Genomic DNA, 17434 nt, shown 5'->3' with positions numbered 1-17434 from the left:
GCTATCTCAGTGCGGGGAAGGGCGGCTTTGGTGGCGGTGGTGGCGGCGCCAGCGGCAATGACGGCGGCAGCTGCGGGAATATCGGCGGTTTCGGCGCCGGCAATGGCGGCAACGATTCCCAAGGCGGCGCGGGCGGGGGGCTTGGTGCGGGTGGCGCGGTGTTCGTCCAGGGTGGCGGGAACCTCGTTGTTGCCGGTGCCTTTACCGTCAACGGCAGCAGCGTCAGTGGCGGGGTCGGCGGCGTCGGTGCCGGCAATGGCTCCGCGCTCGGCGCGGGTATGTTCCTGCAGGGTAACGGAACGCTGACCTTCAACCCTGCGGCCGGCCAGAACCAGACCGTCTCCGATGTCATCGCCGACCAGACCGGCAGCGGCGGCACCGGTGTCACTGCCGGCAGTTGGGGCCTCGCCAAGACCGGCGCCGGCACGCTGACACTGACGGCCGCAAATACTTACTCGGGCGGCACGACCGTGAGCGGCGGCCTGATCAACTTCAACGCGGCGAGCAATTTCGGCTCGGGCAACATCACTCTCAACGGCGGTGGCCTGCAATGGGCCAGCGGCAACACGGCCGACATCTCCGGCAAGCTGAATGCGATCGGCTCCGGCGGTACGACGCTCGACTATAATGACAATGCCGTGACGCTCGGGACGGCGCTCACCGGCACCGGCGGCGTGACGATCGCGAACTCCGGGAGCGGCGGTGCGCTGATCTTCACGGCAGCGGAAAGCTACTCCGGCGCGACAACGATCAATTCCGGTGCAACGCTGGCGCTGTCGGCTGGCGGCAGCATCTCGAACTCGAGCGTCGTGACGGTCAATGGTACGTTCGATATTTCGGCGGGGCCGATGTCAGCCAACAGGATCACGACACTCGCAGGCAGTGGATCGGTCGTGCTCGGAGGCAACGCATTGGTGATTACCGCCGGCTCGACGGAGTTTTCCGGCGCGATCAACGGCGCGGGCGCAGGATACCTCGAAATCGTCAGCGGCACGCAGACCCTGTCCGGTGTCAACGGCTACGTCGACTTTACTCAGATCGATGCCGGCGCGACGCTGGCGCTCAAGGGAAACGGCTCGATCGCCAATTCGCTCGCGGTCGCATTCTTCGCTCCGGGCGCGGGGATCGGCACATTCGACATTTCGCAAACCAACAGCGGTGCCAGCGTCAGAGGCCTGAGTGACTCGACCGGCCAAAGCGTCGTGTCTCTCGGCGCCAAGACGCTGACCATCACCAGCCAGGTGGGCCCCTACAACGGCGTCATCCAGGACGGCGGCATTGGTGGCGGCACCGGCGGCAATGTGACGATCGCCTATGGTGGCCTCGCGACCTTCGGCGGCGTCAACACCTATACCGGCCTAACTACGATCAACGGCGGCGGCCAGCTCGACCTGATCAGCGGCGGCAGCATCGCGTCCTCGAAGGCCGTGATCAACGACGGCACCTTCGATATCTCGCGCTCGGGTGGCGGCGTCTCGATCAATAGTCTTTCCGGGACCAGCATCTTCGGCGCCGTGAACCTCGGTGCCAATACGCTGACCTTCACCAATGCGAACGGCGTCTTTGCCGGTGCCATCCGGGATGGCGGTGCGGGGGGCGGCGTGGCGATCACCGGCGGCAAGGAAATCCTGACCGGCATCAACACCTATACCGGCGCCACCACCGTTAGCCGTGGCACGCTTGAAGTGGACGGCTCGATCGCCAGCTCGTCGAAAGTGACGGTCAATTCCGGTGGCACCTTGAGTGGCACCGGCGTTGTCGGTCCCGCGACCATCCCCGTCGGTCCCACAACCTTCATCCTTGGGGGTGGTAGCACGTTCACGTTGGTAGACACCGGTTTCAGTGGCCCCATCATCACTGGCATCACCGGCGGTCTGCTGAGACGCCCGACCATCGCTGCCTCCGCCCCCTCGAGCGGCATCGTCGATCCGGCGACCACTTCCATCATGAGCGGGGGCACGCTCGCGCCCGGCAGTGCCGCCAACCCGACCGGCACACTGACGGTCAACGGCAATCTCGCCTTCCAGTCCGGCGCGATCTACCTGGTGCAGGTCACGCCGACCGCTGCGGCGTCGACCAATGTCGGCGGGACCGCGACGCTTGGCGGCGCCACTGTCAATGCAACCTTCGCCAACGGCAGCTACATCTCCAAGCAGTATACGATCCTGACCGCGGCCGGTGGAGTGTCCGGCACGTTCGCGAGCATCAACAATACAAACCTGCCGCAAAATTTCAGCGACACGCTGAGCTATGACGCCACCCACGCCTATCTCAATCTGACGCTGGGCTTCGCGCCACCGCCCAATTTCGGCGCTGGCCTGTCCATCAACCAGCAGAACGTCGCCAACACGCTGGTCAACTATTTCAACGCGACGGGCGGCATTCAGACGGCGTTCGGCACGCTCGCTCCGGCGGGCCTGACGCAGGCATCCGGCGAACTCGCGACCGGGTCGCAGCAGACGACGTTCAATGCCATGAACCTGTTCATGGGACTGCTCACCGATCCCTTCATGAATCGCGGGGGCGGAGCGGGTCCGATGCCGGGAGCACCGGGCTATGCGGAGGAGGGCGAGGCGAGCGCCTATGCCGCAACGAAGAGGACCGATGCGTTCGCGATGTTCACCAAGGCGCCGCCGGTGCCGTTCGTGCCGCGCTGGAACGTGTGGGCCGCGGGCTTCGGCGGTTCGCAATCGACCAGCGGTAACGCCATCGTCGGGTCGAATAACACCACCAGCAGCGTTTATGGCACCGCGGTCGGCGCCGACTATCTGGTCTCGCCGAACACCATTGCGGGCTTTGCGATCGCCGGCGGCGGCACCAACTTCTCCGTGGTCAACAGTGGCAGCGGCCGATCCGACCTGTTCCAGGCCGGCGCCTATCTCCGCCACACCGAAGGCCCGGCCTATCTCTCCGCCGCGCTCGCCTATGGCTGGCAGGACATCACCACCAACCGCACCGTCACCGCCGGCGGCATCGATCAGCTCCGCGCCGAGTTCAATGTCAACGCCTGGTCGGGACGGCTCGAGGGCGGCTATCGTTTCGTTGCGCCTTGGATCGGCGGCGTCGGCATCACGCCTTATGCCGCGGGCCAGTTCACAAGCTTCGAGCTGCCGGCCTATGCCGAACAGGTGATCTCGGGTCTGCCGACCTTTGCGCTGACCTATGCCGGTAAGAGCGTGACCGACCCGCGCAGCGAACTCGGCCTTCGCACCGACAAGTTCTTCCCGGTGCAGGACGGCATCCTGACGCTGCGCACGCGGTTTGCCTGGGCGCATGACTACAATCCCAACCGCTTGGCTGGGGCGACCTTCCAGGCGCTGCCCGGCACCAGCTTCGTCGTCAACGGCGCGGCGCAGTCGAGCGACTCCGCACTGACCACGGCCTCGCTCGAGATGAACTGGCGAAACGGCTGGTCGGCTTCGGCGACGTTCGAGGGCGAGTTCTCCAACGTCACCTCGAGCTACGCCGGCAAGGGCGTGGTGCGGTATCAGTGGTGAGATCGTTTCCGCTTCGGACAGCCTGACATCACGCGCGTGATTACCTGAGGCGTAATCGCGCAAGCGATCCCCCTTTGCGATGCTCGGCACATCGGCGGCGATGGCGCCGGTCGATCCGCACAGGGAGATACTTCATGGTGAGCCAACCGCTTCACGCGACCGCCAAGGACGGCACGAAATTGTTCGTGCAGGATTGGGGCTCGGGCCGGCCGGTGCTGTTGCTCGCGGCCTGGACGTTCAATTCCAGCGTCTGGGGCAGCCAGATCGTCGCCTTGAATGCAAAAGGCTATCGCTGCGTCGCGCCGGACCGGCGCGGCCATGGCCGCTCCGACATGCCGATGACGGGATACGATCTCGACACGCTGACCGACGATGTCGCCGCCGTCATCGAGCAGCACGATCTCCGTGACGTCACGATCGTCGCGCATTCGATGGGATCGATCGAGGCGGTAAACTATCTGGCGCGTCACGGCGCGGAGCGCGTCGCGCGGCTGGTCCTGGTGGCGCCGACCACGCCGTTCATCGTGCAGACCGAGGACAATCCGGACGCGGTGCCGCGGGCGATGGTCGATGCGCAGAATGCAGCGATTGCGCAGGACTTCCCGAAATGGATGGGCGAGAACGAGGCGCCGTTCTTCATGCCCGACACGCCCGAGATCACGCGGGCCTGGATCAGGGAGATGATGTTGAGCGTGCCGCTGCCGGTGGCGCTGGCCTGCCGCAAGACCATCTCCTTTGCCGATCTTCGCGCGGCGGCCAAGGGAATCAATCGCCCGACGCTGATCGTGCATGGCGACAAGGATGCCAGCGCGCCGCTCCAGTTGACCGGAGCGAAGACGGCAGGGCTGATCAAGGCAAGCAAGCTCGCGGTCTATGAAGGCGCGCCGCACGCATTGCCGCTGACGCACAGCGCGCGCCTGATGTCCGATCTGTTTGCTTTCATGGACGCTTAACTGGCGCGGGCAATATCCGACCGGATCGAGCGCGCCGCCCAAACGAACAGCAGCGCGCCGAGCGTCGTCGTCACCGCTGCCGACAACAGCGAGTAGCGAACCGCATCGACACCGTAGGCGCCCTTGAGGGCGTCGTTGATCATGCCGACGGCGAGGGGACCGACGCCCTGGCCGAAGCAGGTGGCGGTGAGCAGCACGATCGCCGAGGCCAGCGCGCGCATGCTGGGCTTTGCCACCGTCTGCGCGATCGCGAAGATCGGGCCGAGATGGAAGCCGACCATGAACGAGGTCAGCGCCAGGGTTGCAACCATCAGCGTGAAGCTTTGCGTCAGCATGCACAGCGCGAACACGGGACCGGCGAGGCCGGACATGATCGCGGGCGCCCACAGCTTCCAGCGGTCGTCGCGCCGGCCGATCTGCGCCACCACGAGGCCGCCGATCAGCGTGCCCGACATGCCGGCGAGACCCTTGAAGGTGCCGGCATAGGTGCCGATCTCGGCGCTGGTGAGATGATGGATGCGGGCCAGGAAGGGCGGGATCCACACCGCTGTGGCGTAGTTGGTGTAGGTCGTCAGACAAAAGCCGATCAGCACGATGACGAAGCTCGGCTGTGAAATCAGAAAGCCCAGCGTCGGCCCGATCGGCTCGGCCTTGAAGGTCTCGGCCATCGCCCCGCGCTTGGGCTCTGATATCGTCAGCCACAACACGGCGGCGAGTGCGATGCCGGGCAGGCCGGCGGTGAAGAAGGCCATCCGCCAGCCATAGTGCTGGTTGACATAGCCGCCGATGAAATAGCCGAGGAAGACGCCGAGATAGGTGCCGATCGCGTAGATGCCGAGTGCGCGCGGCCGCTCGTTCTTGTCGAAGAGATCGGCGATCATCGACTGCGAGGCCGGCGTACCGGCGGATTCCCCGATGCCGACGCCGATCCGCGCCAGTGCCAGCGACGTGACGCTGGAGGCCAGGCCGCACAGATACGTCATCGCGCTCCAGAACGCGAAGGCGATCGCCACGATGTTGCGGCGGTTCAGGCGATCGGCCATCCGCGCGATGGGAATGCCGAGCAGCGAATAGAACAGCACAAAGCCGAACCCGGCGAGCAGGCCCATCGTGGAGTCGCTGAGCAAAAACTCCTTCTTGATCGGCTCGATCAGCACGTTGAAGATCGTGCGGTCGAGAAAGTTGAGCGCGTAGATGATCGTGAGCAGAGCAAGGACGTAATAGCGGCGCGCGGAGGACGCGGCCGCAGCTTGCGTTGGCGCCGCCGCCTGCGGTGCGACATCGACCATGACTTCCTCCCCGATCGTCTTTTTGTTGCTTGCGCGGGCTTCAGGCCTCGCGAATGTAATTCCCGGCTTCGAATTCGACCGGCCCGGCATCGGCATCGAACGACACGCCGATCGGGTCGCGGCCGGCGGCCACCGCCTCGAGCTGGTCAGAGAGCATCCGGCGCACCATCAGGATGCCGCGGTCGCTTTGGCCGAAATGCTCTTCGGAATGGATCGTCACCGGACCCTGGCCGACCTGGGCCTCGTAGTCGCCGGGGAACTGCTGGTGCTCCTGCTCGGTCATGTCCCACCAGAACTTGCCGTTGAACTTCGAGCGCATGCGGCCGATGTCGCCTGCGTTCTTGACCCGGCCGGCGACATAGATCCGGAACGAGGTGTCGTCGATCGGCAAGGTCCAGCCGATCGATTCGACGCGGGCGAACTGCGCGACCCGCGGATTGGGCACGACGCGGAGCGTGGGCAGGGCGGCCTCGGTGACGCGGTAGAACACCTTGCCGTCGTCCTGTTTGCGGATCGAGCGCACCGCGACGCCGCGCGGCGACATCTCGAACTTCACCTCAGGCATCGAGGCCATCATGGTGGTGAATTGCGGCCCCGAGAACGAGCCATGCAGCACCGGCACGTGGTAGGGGTCGGCGACGTTCTCGAAATGCTGCAGCCAGTTGCAGGGGATCACGGCCGGGCCGCCGCCGCCGATCGAGGAATCGTCGGCCTCGACGAACTCGCCGTCGTCCATGGTCTCCAGGCACTCGTAGCGCGGCAGCACAGGCTTCTTCTCGGCCGGGCCCATATAGGCGAAGATCAGGCCGTAGCGCTCCTGCACCGGATACCAGGGCTGGCGCACCTTGTCCTTGAACAGGCCGCCTTCGGGCTCGCAGGGTTGTTCGAGGCAGCGGCCCTCGGTGTCGAACTTCCAGCCGTGATAGCAGCAGCGGATGCCGTCATCCTCGACCTTGCCATAATAGAGCGTGGTGCCGCGATGGCAGCACCGGGCATGCAGCAGGCCGATCCGGCCATGTTTGTCGCGAAACAGGATCAGGTCCTCGCCGAGCGCGCGGACTTTCCTGGGGATATCGGTGGCGTCGCCGGTGAGGCCGACCGGGTGCCAATAGCGGCGCAGCAGTTCGCCCATTGGCGTGCCGCGGACGACCGAGGTGAGCTCGGTCCGGGTGGCGGACGGCTTCATCGCATAGGCCGTGCCGAGATCGCGGTCCCGTTGGGTGATCGTCATGTGTTTCCTCCGGCCGCCGGTCAGTCGCCCGCGGCTGTGTTGTCGTTGACCAAGTCAACGATAGATCGATGACATTGTCAACGATCTCGTCTAGCTTGGCAGCGACCGGCTTTGTTGGCAGAGGTTGGCGATGACCGAGAAGCTCAGGACCGAGAGGAACTTGCCGCCGGAGGCGGTTGTCGATGCGGAGCTCGCGCCGATCACCGCGATGATGTCGTCGCGGCTGATGGTGCTGGCCAACCTGCTCAGGCGTGGGGCGCTGCTGCGCTACAAGCGCCTGACCGGCCTGTCCTCGGTCGAGTTCGGCTTGGTCGCTTCGCTCGGCCGGCGGCCGCCGATGAGCGTGGTGCGGCTGGCCGAAGCCGTCGGCATGGACAAGGGGCAGATCAGCCGGGCGCTCGCCGAGCTCGTCGCGCGCAAGCTGGTGGCCAAGGCCGCCAACCCGCGTGACAACCGTGAAACACTGGTCTCCCTCACCAGGGCCGGGCTCGCCGCCCATGACGCCATTGTGGCCGGCGCCCAGGAGCGAAACCGGCGCCTGCTGGAACAGCTCGATCCACAGGAGCTTGAGCTGCTGCTTGGACATATTGACCGATTGACCGCGACGGCCGCCGAGATGCTCGCCGCCGAGCGGGAGCTGGGCTGATATGGGGATGCGCGCAGGGCACCGAATGGCCGCCGCGGCGTTGCCAATTGAGGCAAGCGTATCCGCCCGATGCGGCAAAGAGCCCGCCGCAAGGACGGTAAAAGCGTCAAAATAGCTTGTCTTGCGCCCCCTGTTGCGCTGCGCTAAAGCCTCAAGAACAATTCCAATCAACGAATCTGCGGCACGTCCGAAACCGCAGCAAGAAGGCCTCGCCGATGACCGGCATCCTGCAGAATTATCTCCCACTTGTGGTCTTTATCGGAGTTGCGAGCCTGATCGGTCTTGCGCTCCTGATCGCGCCGTTCCTGGTCGCGTTCCAATCGCCGGATCCGGAAAAGCTGTCCGCCTATGAATGCGGATTCAACGCTTTTGACGACGCCCGCATGAAGTTCGACGTCCGCTTCTATCTGGTGGCGATCCTCTTCATCATCTTCGATCTCGAAGTGGCGTTCCTGTTCCCCTGGGCGGTGGCGTTCGGAAAGCTCGGCGCAACCGGTTTCTGGTCGATGATGGTGTTCCTGGCCGTGCTGACGGTCGGGTTCGCATATGAATGGAAGAAAGGCGCGCTCGAATGGGATTGAGCCCCACCGCCGCATCCTCGCAGCCGGCGATAGCGCAGGCTCCGAAAGGCATTCTCGATCCGTCGACCGGCAAGCCGGTTGGCGCCAATGATCCGTTTTTCCTCGAGGTCAACCACGAGCTGTCCGACAAGGGCTTCTTCGTCGCCGCGGCCGATGACCTGATCACCTGGGCGCGCACCGGCTCCTTGATGTGGATGACCTTCGGTCTCGCCTGCTGCGCGGTCGAGATGATGCAGGTCTCGATGCCGCGCTACGACGTCGAGCGCTTCGGCTTCGCGCCCCGCGCTTCGCCGCGGCAGTCCGATGTGATGATCGTCGCAGGCACGCTGACCAACAAGATGGCGCCGGCGCTGCGCAAGGTCTACGACCAGATGCCGGAGCCGCGCTACGTCATCTCGATGGGCTCCTGCGCCAATGGTGGCGGCTACTACCACTACTCCTACTCGGTGGTGCGTGGCTGCGACCGCATCGTGCCGATCGACATCTACGTGCCGGGCTGCCCGCCCACGGCGGAAGCGCTGCTTTACGGCGTGCTGCTGCTGCAGAAGAAGATTCGCCGTATCGGCACCATCGAACGCTAAGGTTTCAGGCATGGACGACGGCAAGCTCGACGCCCTTGGGCAGACGATCGTGAGCGCGCTTCCGGGCGCCGCCACGGCGCACTCGGTCGCGTTCAATCAACTCACTATCGACGTCGAGATTGGCAGAATCGTGGACGTCGTCACTTTTCTGCGTGACGATCCGAACTGCCGCTTCGTCAACATCACCGACGTCACCGCGGTCGACTATCCGAGCCGCGAGAAGCGCTTCGATGTGGTCTACCATCTGCTGTCGCCGACGCTGAATGTGCGCATTCGTGTGCGCGGGCAGGCCGACGAGACCACGCAGGTGCCGTCGATCATCGGCGTGTTCCCGGGCGCCGACTGGTTCGAGCGCGAGACCTACGATCTCTACGGCGTGATCTTCACCGGCCATCCCGACATGCGCCGCCTGCTGACGGATTACGGCTTCGACGGCCATCCGCTGCGCAAGGATTTCCCGCTCACCGGCTTCGTCGAGGTTCGCTACGACGACCAGGAGAAGCGGGTGCTGTACGAGCCGGTCCGGCTCAACCAGGAATTCCGCAAGTTCGATTTCCTTTCGCCCTGGGAAGGCGCGGACTATCCGCTGCCCGGTGACGAGAAGGCCAAGGCGGAGCCGAAGCCATGAACGAGCAACCGCAAAACCTCCGTAACTTCACCATCAATTTCGGTCCGCAGCATCCGGCGGCGCACGGTGTGCTTCGCCTCGTGCTGGAACTCGACGGCGAAGTCGTCGAGCGCGTCGATCCGCATATCGGCCTGCTTCACCGCGGCACCGAGAAGCTGATCGAGCACAAGACCTATCTGCAGGCGATTCCGTATTTCGACCGGCTCGATTACGTCGCGCCGATGAACCAGGAGCACGCGTTCTGCCTCGCGGCGGAAAAGCTGCTCGGCATCACCGTGCCGCGCCGCGGTCAGTTGATCCGCGTGCTCTATTGCGAGATCGGCCGCATCCTGTCGCATCTCCTCAACGTCACCACGCAGGCGATGGACGTCGGCGCGCTGACCCCGCCGCTGTGGGGCTTCGAAGAGCGCGAAAAGCTGATGGTGTTCTACGAACGCGCCTCGGGATCGCGCATGCACGCGGCGTTCTTCCGCGTCGGCGGCGTGCACCAGGACCTGCCGCCGAAGCTGATCGACGACATCGAGGCGTGGTGCGATCCGTTCCTCAAGGTCGTCGACGACCTCGATCGGCTGCTGACCGGCAACCGCATCTTCAAGCAGCGCAACGTCGATATCGGCGTGGTGCCGCTGAAGGAGGCCTGGGAGTGGGGCTTCTCCGGCGTGATGGTGCGCGGCTCGGGCGCGGCCTGGGACCTGCGTAAATCGCAGCCTTACGAGTGCTACGCCGAGATGGATTTCGACATTCCGATCGGCAAGAACGGCGACTGCTACGATCGCTACCTGATCCGCATGGAAGAGATGCGCCAGTCGGTGCGCATCATGAAGCAGTGCATCCAGAAGCTGAAGGCGGCCGACGGGCAGGGCCCGGTCGTGGTCGAGGACAACAAGATCGCGCCGCCGCGCCGCGGTGAGATGAAGCGCTCGATGGAAGCGCTGATCCATCACTTCAAGCTCTACACCGAAGGCGTCCACGTGCCGGCCGGCGAGGTCTACGCCGCGGTCGAGGCGCCGAAGGGCGAGTTCGGCGTCTATCTGGTCGCCGACGGCACCAACAAGCCTTACAAGTGCAAGATCCGCGCGCCTGGCTTCGCCCATCTGCAGGCGATGGATCACATCTGCAAGGGCCATTTGCTGGCCGACGTTTCCGCCATCCTTGGCTCGCTGGACATCGTGTTCGGCGAGGTCGACCGGTGATGATGTCCGCATCCGCACCGCGCGCTAATTGAGAGTTTGATCGATGTCCGTCCGCCGCCTTGCCCCGAAGGAATTGCAGCCCGCGAGCTTCACGTTCACGGACGAGAATCTGGCCTGGGCCAAGAAGCAGATCGAGAAATATCCGCCGGGCCGCCAGGCTTCGGCAGCGATCGCGATCCTGTGGCGCGTGCAGGAGCAGCATGATGGCTGGGTCTCGGAAGCGGCGATCCGCGCCGTCGCCGACCTGCTCGAGATGCCGCATATCCGCATGCTGGAGATCGCGACCTTCTACACCATGTTCCAGCTCTCGCCGGTCGGCAAGAAAGCGCATGTCCAGGTCTGCGGCACCACGCCGTGCCGGCTGCGCGGTGCCGCCGACCTGATCGAGGTCTGCCAGCATCGCATCCATCACGATCCCTTCCAACTGTCGAAGGACGGCAACTTCTCCTGGGAAGAGGTCGAGTGCCTCGGCGCCTGCGTGAACGCGCCGATGGTGCTGATCTGGAAGGACACCTATGAGGACCTGACCAAGGAAAGCTTCGGCAAGGTGCTCGACGGCTTTGCCGCCGGCAATCCGCCGAAGCCGGGCCCGCAGATCGACCGTCAGTTCTCGGCGCCCGCAGGCGGGCCGACGACGCTGAAGGAAACCACCTGATGCGGGGCTTTCAGGTGCAGGCAGTGGGGATGGGGAGGGCGGCTTCGATGATGGCCTGGCGCAAGATCGCGCTGCATACCGTCGTCGCGGCCGGCTTCATGTTCCTGCTGCAACGTTACGGCCTGAGTGCCACGCTGGAATCCAGCCTGTTGTGGGCCATCGTGTTCGGCGGCTGCGCCGCCGGGCTCGCTTATTCGCAAGCCAATCGGTGATGTTCGGAAAGTTTTGAGCATGCTCGACGACAAGGACCGCATCTTCAAGAACCTCTACGGCCTCCATGATTGGGGCCTCGAGGGCGCGCGCCGCCGGGGCGCCTGGGATGGCACCAAGGGGATCATCGACAAGGGCCGCGACTGGATCATCAACGAGATGAAGGCGTCCGGGCTGCGCGGCCGCGGCGGCGCGGGCTTCCCGACCGGCATGAAGTGGTCCTTCATGCCGAAGGAATCCAAGGACGGCCGTCCGAGCTATCTCGTCGTCAACGCGGACGAGTCCGAGCCCGGCACCTGCAAGGACCGCGAGATCATGCGGCACGATCCGCATCTTTTGGTCGAGGGCTGCCTGCTCGCGAGCTTCGCGATGGGCGCGCATGCCTGTTACGTCTATATCCGCGGCGAGTTCATCCGCGAGCGGGAGCGCCTGCAGGCCGCGATCGACCAGGCCTATGAGGCCAAGCTGGTCGGCAAGGACAACATCAACGGCTGGCCGTTCGACATCTATGTCGCGCACGGCGCCGGCGCCTATATCTGCGGCGAGGAAACCGCGCTGCTCGAGAGCCTCGAAGGCAAGAAGGGCCAGCCGCGCCTGAAGCCGCCGTTCCCGGCCAATGTCGGCCTTTATGGCTGCCCGACCACCGTCAACAACGTCGAGTCGATCGCGGTCGCGCCCGACATCCTGCGCCGCGGCGCTGCCTGGTTCGCCGGCATCGGCCGGCCGAACAATGTCGGCACCAAGTTGTTCTGCATCTCCGGTCACGTCGAGCGGCCCTGCAACGTCGAAGAGGCGATGGGCATCCCGTTCCGCGAACTGATCGAGAAGCACTGCGGCGGCATCCGCGGCGGCTGGGACAATCTGAAGGCCGTGATCCCCGGCGGCTCGTCGGTGCGCATGGTGCCGGCCGAGCAGATCATCGACACGCCGATGGATTTCGACAGCTTGAGCAAGCTGCGCTCGGGCCTCGGCACCGCGGCCGTGATCGTGATGGACAAGTCGACCGACCTGATCCGGGCGATCGCGCGCATCTCGTATTTCTACAAGCACGAAAGCTGCGGCCAGTGCACGCCGTGCCGTGAGGGCACCGGGTGGATGTGGCGCGTGCTGACCCGCATGGCCGACGGCCGCGCCCACAAGCGCGAAATCGACATGCTGCTCGAGGTCACCAAGCAGGTCGAAGGTCACACGATCTGCGCGCTCGGCGACGCCGCGGCGTGGCCGATCCAGGGTCTGATTGCGCACTTCCGTCACGAGATCGAAGAGCGCATCGATCAGTATTCGCACAAGGCCGATCTCGACGATCAGGGCGTTCGTGATCCCGTCCACATGGTCGCGGCGGAGTAGAGAAGAGACATGAGCAAGATCATCGTCGATGGCAAAGAGATCGATGTGCCGCCGGAGTACACGCTGCTGCAGGCGTGCGAGGCGGCCGGCGCCGAGATTCCGCGCTTCTGCTATCACGAGCGGCTGTCGATCGCCGCAATTGCCGGATGTGCCTGGTCGAGGTGAAGGGCGGACCGAAGCCGGTCGCGAGCTGCGCCTGGGCCGTGCGCGACTGCCGTCCGGGCCCGAAGGGCGAGCCACCGGAGATCTCGACCCGTTCGCCGATGGTCAAGAAGGCGCGCGAAGGCGTGATGGAGTTCCTGCTGATCAACCATCCGCTGGACTGCCCGATCTGCGATCAGGGCGGCGAGTGTGACCTGCAGGACCAGGCGATGGGCTACGGCGTCGACACCAGCCGTTTCGCCGAGAACAAGCGCGCGGTCGAGGACAAATATCTCGGCGCGCTGGTCAAGACCTCGATGAACCGCTGCATCCAGTGCACGCGGTGCGTCCGCTTCTCCGCCGAAGTCTGCGGCGCCCCGGAAATGGGCGCGACCGGCCGCGGCGAGGACATGGAGATCACCACCTATCTCGAGCATGCGCTGAGCTCGGAGCTGCAGGGCAATCTCGTCGATATCTGCCCGGTCGGCGCGCTGACCTCGAAGCCTTATGCGTTCGCGGCGCGGCCCTGGGAGCTCGGCAAGACGCAGTCGGTCGACGTCATGGACGGCGTCGGCTCGGCGATCCGCGTCGACACCCGCGGCCGCGAGGTGATGCGCATCCTGCCGCGTATCAACGAGGCTGTGAACGAAGAGTGGATCTCCGACAAGACCCGCCACGTCGTCGACGGCCTGCGCACGCAGCGCCTCGACCGTCCCTATGTGCGCGAGAACGGCCAGCTTAAGCCTGCGACCTGGCAGGAAGCCTTTGCCGCCATCGCCGCCAAGGCCGGCCGCACCGACGGCAAGCGGATCGGCGCGATCGCGGGCGATCTCGCCGCGGTCGATGAAATGTATGCGCTGAAGGAGCTGCTCGCGAAGTTCGGCTCGGTCAATCTGGCCGTGCAGGGCGGCGACGCGTTCGACGCCAAGGCGGGCCGCGGCTCCTACATCTTCAACCCGACCATTGCCGGCATCGACCAGGCCGACGCGATCCTGATCATCGGTTCGCATCCGCGCAAGGAAGCCGCCGTGCTGAACGCGCGGATCCGCAAGCGCTGGCGCACCGGCGGCCTCAAGGTCGGCATGATCGGCGCCAAGTCCGATTTCACCTACGATCATGAATATCTCGGCGCGGGCACCGACACGCTCGCCGATCTCGCTGCCGGCAAGCACTCGTTTGCCGACGTGCTCAAGAACGCGCAGCACCCGATCATCCTGGTCGGCCCCGGCGCCTACACCCGGCATGATGGCGCCGCGGTGCTGGCGCAGGCCGCCAAGCTCGCCGTCGACGTCGGCGCGCTGAAGGACGGCTGGAACGGCTTTGCTGTGTTGCAGGATACGGCCTCGCGCGCCGGTGCGCTCGATATCGGCTTCTCGCCTTCGGCCGGTGGCCTGACCACGGCGCAGATGACGACCTTCGGCACGCTCGACGTGCTGTTCCTGCTCGGCGCCGACGAGATCAAGGTGCCGGACGGCACCTTCGTGGTCTATATCGGCACCCATGGTGACCAGGGCGCGCATCGCGCCGACGTCATCCTGCCGGGCGCGGCCTATACCGAGAAGTCCGGCATCTACGTCAACACCGAGGGCCGGGCGCAGATCGCCAACCGCGCTGCGTTCCCGCCGGGCGAAGCCCGCGAGGACTGGGCGATCATCCGCGCGCTGTCCGACGTGCTCGGCAAGAAGCTGCCGTTCGACTCGCTGCAGGCGCTGCGCCAGGCGATGTTCAAGACTCGCCGCATCTGATGCGGCTCGACCAGATCGAGGCCGGCAAGGCCGACGACGTCAAGGCGCTGGCGGGCAAGGGCGGTGCCGTCGACAAGGCGGCCTTCAAGCCGACCGTCGAGGATTTCTATCTGACCAACCCGATCGCGCGGGCCTCTGCCGTGATGGCGGAATGCTCGCGGCTGGCGTCGGGCCGAATGCTGACGGCAGCGGAGTGAGCGTGACCTGATGGCTGAATTCTTCGCAAGCTCGTTCTGGACCGGCTTCCTCTGGCCGCTGATCATCATGGTCGCGGAAAGCCTGTTGCTGCTCGTCGTGCTGCTGATCGCGATTGCCTACATCCTGCTCGCCGACCGCAAGATCTGGGCGGCGGTGCAGATCCGCCGCGGTCCCAACGTGGTCGGCCCGTTCGGATTGCTGCAATCCTTCGCCGACCTCTTGAAGTTCGTGCTGAAGGAGCCGGTGATTCCGTCCGGCTCCAACAAGGGCGTGTTCCTGCTGGCGCCGCTGGTTTCGTGCATCCTGGCGCTGGCCGCCTGGGCCGTGATCCCGTTCGATCTCGGCTGGGTGATCTCCGACATCAATGTCGGTATTCTCTACATCTTCGCGATCTCGTCGCTGTCGATCTACGGCATCATCATGGCCGGCTGGTCGTCGAACTCGAAGTATCCGTTCCTGGCCGCGCTGCGTTCCGCGGCGCAGATGGTGTCCTACGAGGTCTCGATCGGCTTCGTGATCATCACCGTGCTGCTTTGCGTCGGCTCGCTGAACCTCTCGGCGGTGGTCGAGGCGCAGAACACCCGCGGGCTCGCGCACCTGATCGGCCTGCCGCAGCTCACCATCCTGAACTGGTATGTGTGGCCGCTGTTCCCGATGTTCGTGGTGTTCTACGTCTCGGCGCTGGCGGAAACCAACCGTCCGCCGTTCGACCTGGTCGAAGCCGAATCCGAACTGGTCGCCGGCTTTATGACCGAGTACGGCTCGACCCCGTATCTGTTGTTCATGCTCGGCGAGTATGTCGCGATCACCACGATGTGCGCGCTGGCGTCGATCCTGTTCCTGGGCGGCTGGCTGCCGCCGGTCAACCTGCCGCCGTTCACCTGGATTCCGGGCATCGTCTGGTTCGCCCTGAAGGTGTTCTTCATGTTCTTCATGTTCGCGATGGCGAAGGCGATCGTGCCGCGCTACCGCTACGATCAACTGATGCGGCTCGGCTGGAAGGTGTTCCTGCCGCTGTCGCTGGCGATGGTGGTGATCGTGGCCGGCGTGCTGCAGTTCGCCGGCATCGCGCCGAAGTGAGGCCGTCATGAGTGTCAATGTCAACGCAACAGCCCGCTCGCTTCTGCTGTCGGAATTCGTCTCGGCGTTCTTCCTGGCGATGCGCTATTTCTTCCAGCCGAAGCCGACGCTGAACTATCCGTTCGAGAAGGGGCCGATCTCGCCGCGCTTCCGCGGCGAGCACGCGCTGCGCCGCTATCCGAACGGCGAGGAACGCTGCATCGCCTGCAAGCTGTGCGAGGCGATCTGCCCGGCGCAGGCGATCACGATCGAGGCTGGCCCGCGCCGCAACGACGGCACCCGCCGCACGGTGCGCTACGACATCGACATGGTGAAGTGCATCTATTGCGGCCTGTGCCAGGAGGCATGCCCGGTCGACGCCATCGTCGAGGGACCGAATTTCGAATTCGCGACCGAGACCCGCGAGGAACTCTACTATGACAAGGCGAAGCTGCTCGCCAATGGCGACCGCTGGGAGCGCGAGATTGCGAAGTCGATCGCGCTCGACGCGCCGTACCGGTGAGGTGAGGGCATGATCCTTCCGGCGCTGTTCTTCTATCTGTTTGCCGCGGTCTGCGTGGCCTCGGCGGTCATGGTGATTGTCTCGCGCAATCCCGTGCACTCCGTGCTGTTCCTGATCCTGGCCTTCGTCAACGCGGCCGGGCTGTTCATCCTGATGGGCGCCGAGTTCCTCGGGATGATGCTGATCGTCGTCTATGTCGGCGCGGTCGCGGTGCTGTTCCTGTTCGTGATCATGATGCTCGACGTCGATTTCGTCGAGTTGCGCGAAGGCTTCATCCAATATCTGCCGATCGGCATCGTGATCGGCGGCATCTTCCTGTTCGAGCTGCTGCTGGTGGTCGGCGCCTGGGTGATCAACCCGCAGGTGACCAAGACGATCACCGCGGCTATTCCGACCAATGTCACCAACACCGAGGCGCTCGGCCTCGTGCTCTATACGAAGTACATCCATTACTTCCAGCTCGCCGGCATGGTGCTGCTGGTCGCGATGATCGGAGCCATCGTGCTGACGCTGCGCCACAAGGCCAACGTCAAGCGGCAGAACATCAACGTGCAGAACGCGCGCACGCCCGAGATGGCGATGGCGATGCGCAAGGTGGCGTCGGGGCAGGGCCTGCAGGATGCCGATGCGGCGGAGTGGGTGAAATGACGATCGGGCTGGGGCACTATCTCGCGGTCGCCGCGATCCTGTTCACGCTCGGGATCCTCGGCATCTTCCTCAACCGCAAGAACATCATCGTCATCCTGATGTCGATCGAGCTGATCCTGCTGTCGGTCAATATCAACCTGGTGGCGTTCTCGACCTTCCTCGGCGACATCGTCGGCCAGGTGTTCGCGCTGCTGGTGCTGACGGTGGCCGCCGCCGAGGCCGCGATCGGCCTCGCTGTGCTGGTGGTGTATTTCCGCAACCGCGGTTCGATCGCGGTTGAAGACGTCAATCTGATGAAGGGCTAGGCGC

The 17434-nt window shown here is 64.9% G+C and carries 16 protein-coding genes and 1 pseudogene; 15 read left to right on the top strand and 2 right to left on the bottom strand.

All coding sequences use genetic code 11. The annotated features are described in order from the left end of the window. Together AKN84_RS28665 and AKN84_RS28660 are read left to right on the top strand one after the other, a co-directional pair. Positions 1–3497: autotransporter domain-containing protein (locus tag AKN84_RS28665; RefSeq protein ID WP_050423884.1), on the top strand; the 3497-nt coding region annotated here is incomplete at its 5' end. Positions 3498–3631: 134 nt separating this feature from the next. Then, positions 3632–4450 (top strand): alpha/beta fold hydrolase, encoded by an 819-nt coding sequence (locus tag AKN84_RS28660; protein ID WP_050423883.1) that lies wholly within the window; start codon positions 3632–3634, stop codon positions 4448–4450. Here the strand turns inward: AKN84_RS28660 and AKN84_RS28655 are convergent. After that, complete coding sequence (locus tag AKN84_RS28655; RefSeq protein ID WP_050423882.1) at positions 4447–5739, bottom strand: spinster family MFS transporter; 1293 nt, start codon at positions 5737–5739, stop codon at positions 4447–4449. The genes AKN84_RS28660 and AKN84_RS28655 overlap by 4 nt on opposite strands. Before the next feature lie 40 nt (positions 5740–5779). Continuing rightward, entirely contained in the window at positions 5780–6970 is a 1191-nt protein-coding gene (locus AKN84_RS28650; RefSeq protein ID WP_050423881.1) for an aromatic ring-hydroxylating dioxygenase subunit alpha, read from the bottom strand. Between the two features lie 130 nt (positions 6971–7100). Here AKN84_RS28650 and AKN84_RS28645 point away from each other — a divergent pair, with 130 nt between their 5' ends. The 13 genes and pseudogenes from AKN84_RS28645 (at position 7101) to nuoK (ending at position 17430) form a co-directional block, all read left to right on the top strand. Then, positions 7101–7616 carry a MarR family winged helix-turn-helix transcriptional regulator gene (locus tag AKN84_RS28645; RefSeq protein ID WP_050423880.1) on the top strand — a complete coding sequence of 172 codons (516 nt, stop codon included), beginning with the start codon at positions 7101–7103 and terminating at the stop codon, positions 7614–7616. Positions 7617–7831: 215 nt separating this feature from the next. Beyond that, positions 7832–8197, top strand: coding sequence for an NADH-quinone oxidoreductase subunit A (locus tag AKN84_RS28640; RefSeq protein ID WP_018271860.1), 366 nt, complete (start codon positions 7832–7834; stop codon positions 8195–8197). Then, a complete protein-coding gene (locus tag AKN84_RS28635; RefSeq protein ID WP_050423879.1) occupies positions 8188–8778 on the top strand; it encodes a NuoB/complex I 20 kDa subunit family protein in 591 nt (196 codons plus the stop codon). The genes AKN84_RS28640 and AKN84_RS28635 overlap by 10 nt, the downstream gene beginning before the upstream one ends. A 10-nt stretch (positions 8779–8788) precedes the next feature. Continuing rightward, positions 8789–9406 carry an NADH-quinone oxidoreductase subunit C gene (locus tag AKN84_RS28630; RefSeq protein ID WP_050423878.1) on the top strand — a complete coding sequence of 206 codons (618 nt, stop codon included), beginning with the start codon at positions 8789–8791 and terminating at the stop codon, positions 9404–9406. Continuing rightward, complete coding sequence (locus tag AKN84_RS28625; RefSeq protein WP_050423877.1) at positions 9403–10599, top strand: NADH-quinone oxidoreductase subunit D; 1197 nt, start codon at positions 9403–9405, stop codon at positions 10597–10599. Before AKN84_RS28630 ends, AKN84_RS28625 begins: the two co-directional genes overlap by 4 nt. A 43-nt stretch (positions 10600–10642) precedes the next feature. Beyond that, a complete protein-coding gene (gene nuoE, locus AKN84_RS28620) occupies positions 10643–11254 on the top strand; it encodes an NADH-quinone oxidoreductase subunit NuoE (protein WP_016847752.1) in 612 nt (203 codons plus the stop codon). After that, on the top strand, positions 11254–11466 hold the full coding sequence (locus AKN84_RS28615) for a hypothetical protein (RefSeq protein ID WP_050423876.1): 213 nt from the start codon (positions 11254–11256) through the stop codon (positions 11464–11466). The genes nuoE and AKN84_RS28615 overlap by 1 nt, the downstream gene beginning before the upstream one ends. A gap of 19 nt (positions 11467–11485) precedes the next feature. Further along, positions 11486–12811 carry an NADH-quinone oxidoreductase subunit NuoF gene (nuoF, locus tag AKN84_RS28610; RefSeq protein WP_021079173.1) on the top strand — a complete coding sequence of 442 codons (1326 nt, stop codon included), beginning with the start codon at positions 11486–11488 and terminating at the stop codon, positions 12809–12811. A 9-nt stretch (positions 12812–12820) separates the two neighbouring features. Next, positions 12821–14894 (top strand): annotated as a pseudogene (gene nuoG / locus AKN84_RS28605) (NADH-quinone oxidoreductase subunit NuoG). 10 nt (positions 14895–14904) lie between these two features. Continuing rightward, on the top strand, positions 14905–15975 hold the full coding sequence (gene nuoH / locus AKN84_RS28600) for an NADH-quinone oxidoreductase subunit NuoH (RefSeq protein WP_050423875.1): 1071 nt from the start codon (positions 14905–14907) through the stop codon (positions 15973–15975). Between the two features lie 7 nt (positions 15976–15982). Next, positions 15983–16477 carry an NADH-quinone oxidoreductase subunit NuoI gene (gene nuoI / locus AKN84_RS28595; RefSeq protein WP_018271854.1) on the top strand — a complete coding sequence of 165 codons (495 nt, stop codon included), beginning with the start codon at positions 15983–15985 and terminating at the stop codon, positions 16475–16477. 9 nt (positions 16478–16486) lie between these two features. Then, on the top strand, positions 16487–17125 hold the full coding sequence (locus tag AKN84_RS28590; RefSeq protein WP_050423874.1) for an NADH-quinone oxidoreductase subunit J: 639 nt from the start codon (positions 16487–16489) through the stop codon (positions 17123–17125). Continuing rightward, positions 17122–17430 (top strand): NADH-quinone oxidoreductase subunit NuoK, encoded by a 309-nt coding sequence (gene nuoK / locus AKN84_RS28585; protein WP_016841823.1) that lies wholly within the window; start codon positions 17122–17124, stop codon positions 17428–17430. The genes AKN84_RS28590 and nuoK overlap by 4 nt, the downstream gene beginning before the upstream one ends. The last annotated feature ends 4 nt before the right edge of the window (positions 17431–17434 follow it).

The sequence above is a fragment of the Bradyrhizobium tropiciagri genome (genome assembly GCF_001189845.1).
GTDB lineage: Bacteria > Pseudomonadota > Alphaproteobacteria > Rhizobiales > Xanthobacteraceae > Bradyrhizobium > Bradyrhizobium tropiciagri.
The sequence above is the reverse complement of the archived record's forward strand: the minus strand, read 5'-3'. Positions and strand labels throughout refer to the sequence as shown.

What these genes read in the sequence shown, in the direction of transcription:
- AKN84_RS28660 (WP_050423883.1), top strand. Translation starts at nt 3,632, where the DNA reads ATGGTGAGCCAACCGCTTCACGCGACCGCCAAGGACGGCACGAAATTG.
- AKN84_RS28655 (WP_050423882.1), bottom strand. Translation starts at nt 5,739, where the DNA reads ATGGTCGATGTCGCACCGCAGGCGGCGGCGCCAACGCAAGCTGCGGCC.
- AKN84_RS28650 (WP_050423881.1), bottom strand. Translation starts at nt 6,970, where the DNA reads ATGACGATCACCCAACGGGACCGCGATCTCGGCACGGCCTATGCGATG.
- AKN84_RS28645 (WP_050423880.1), top strand. Translation starts at nt 7,101, where the DNA reads ATGACCGAGAAGCTCAGGACCGAGAGGAACTTGCCGCCGGAGGCGGTT.
- AKN84_RS28640 (WP_018271860.1), top strand. Translation starts at nt 7,832, where the DNA reads ATGACCGGCATCCTGCAGAATTATCTCCCACTTGTGGTCTTTATCGGA.
- AKN84_RS28635 (WP_050423879.1), top strand. Translation starts at nt 8,188, where the DNA reads ATGGGATTGAGCCCCACCGCCGCATCCTCGCAGCCGGCGATAGCGCAG.
- AKN84_RS28630 (WP_050423878.1), top strand. Translation starts at nt 8,789, where the DNA reads ATGGACGACGGCAAGCTCGACGCCCTTGGGCAGACGATCGTGAGCGCG.
- AKN84_RS28625 (WP_050423877.1), top strand. Translation starts at nt 9,403, where the DNA reads ATGAACGAGCAACCGCAAAACCTCCGTAACTTCACCATCAATTTCGGT.
- nuoE (WP_016847752.1), top strand. Translation starts at nt 10,643, where the DNA reads ATGTCCGTCCGCCGCCTTGCCCCGAAGGAATTGCAGCCCGCGAGCTTC.
- AKN84_RS28615 (WP_050423876.1), top strand. Translation starts at nt 11,254, where the DNA reads ATGCGGGGCTTTCAGGTGCAGGCAGTGGGGATGGGGAGGGCGGCTTCG.
- nuoF (WP_021079173.1), top strand. Translation starts at nt 11,486, where the DNA reads ATGCTCGACGACAAGGACCGCATCTTCAAGAACCTCTACGGCCTCCAT.
- nuoH (WP_050423875.1), top strand. Translation starts at nt 14,905, where the DNA reads ATGGCTGAATTCTTCGCAAGCTCGTTCTGGACCGGCTTCCTCTGGCCG.
- nuoI (WP_018271854.1), top strand. Translation starts at nt 15,983, where the DNA reads ATGAGTGTCAATGTCAACGCAACAGCCCGCTCGCTTCTGCTGTCGGAA.
- AKN84_RS28590 (WP_050423874.1), top strand. Translation starts at nt 16,487, where the DNA reads ATGATCCTTCCGGCGCTGTTCTTCTATCTGTTTGCCGCGGTCTGCGTG.
- nuoK (WP_016841823.1), top strand. Translation starts at nt 17,122, where the DNA reads ATGACGATCGGGCTGGGGCACTATCTCGCGGTCGCCGCGATCCTGTTC.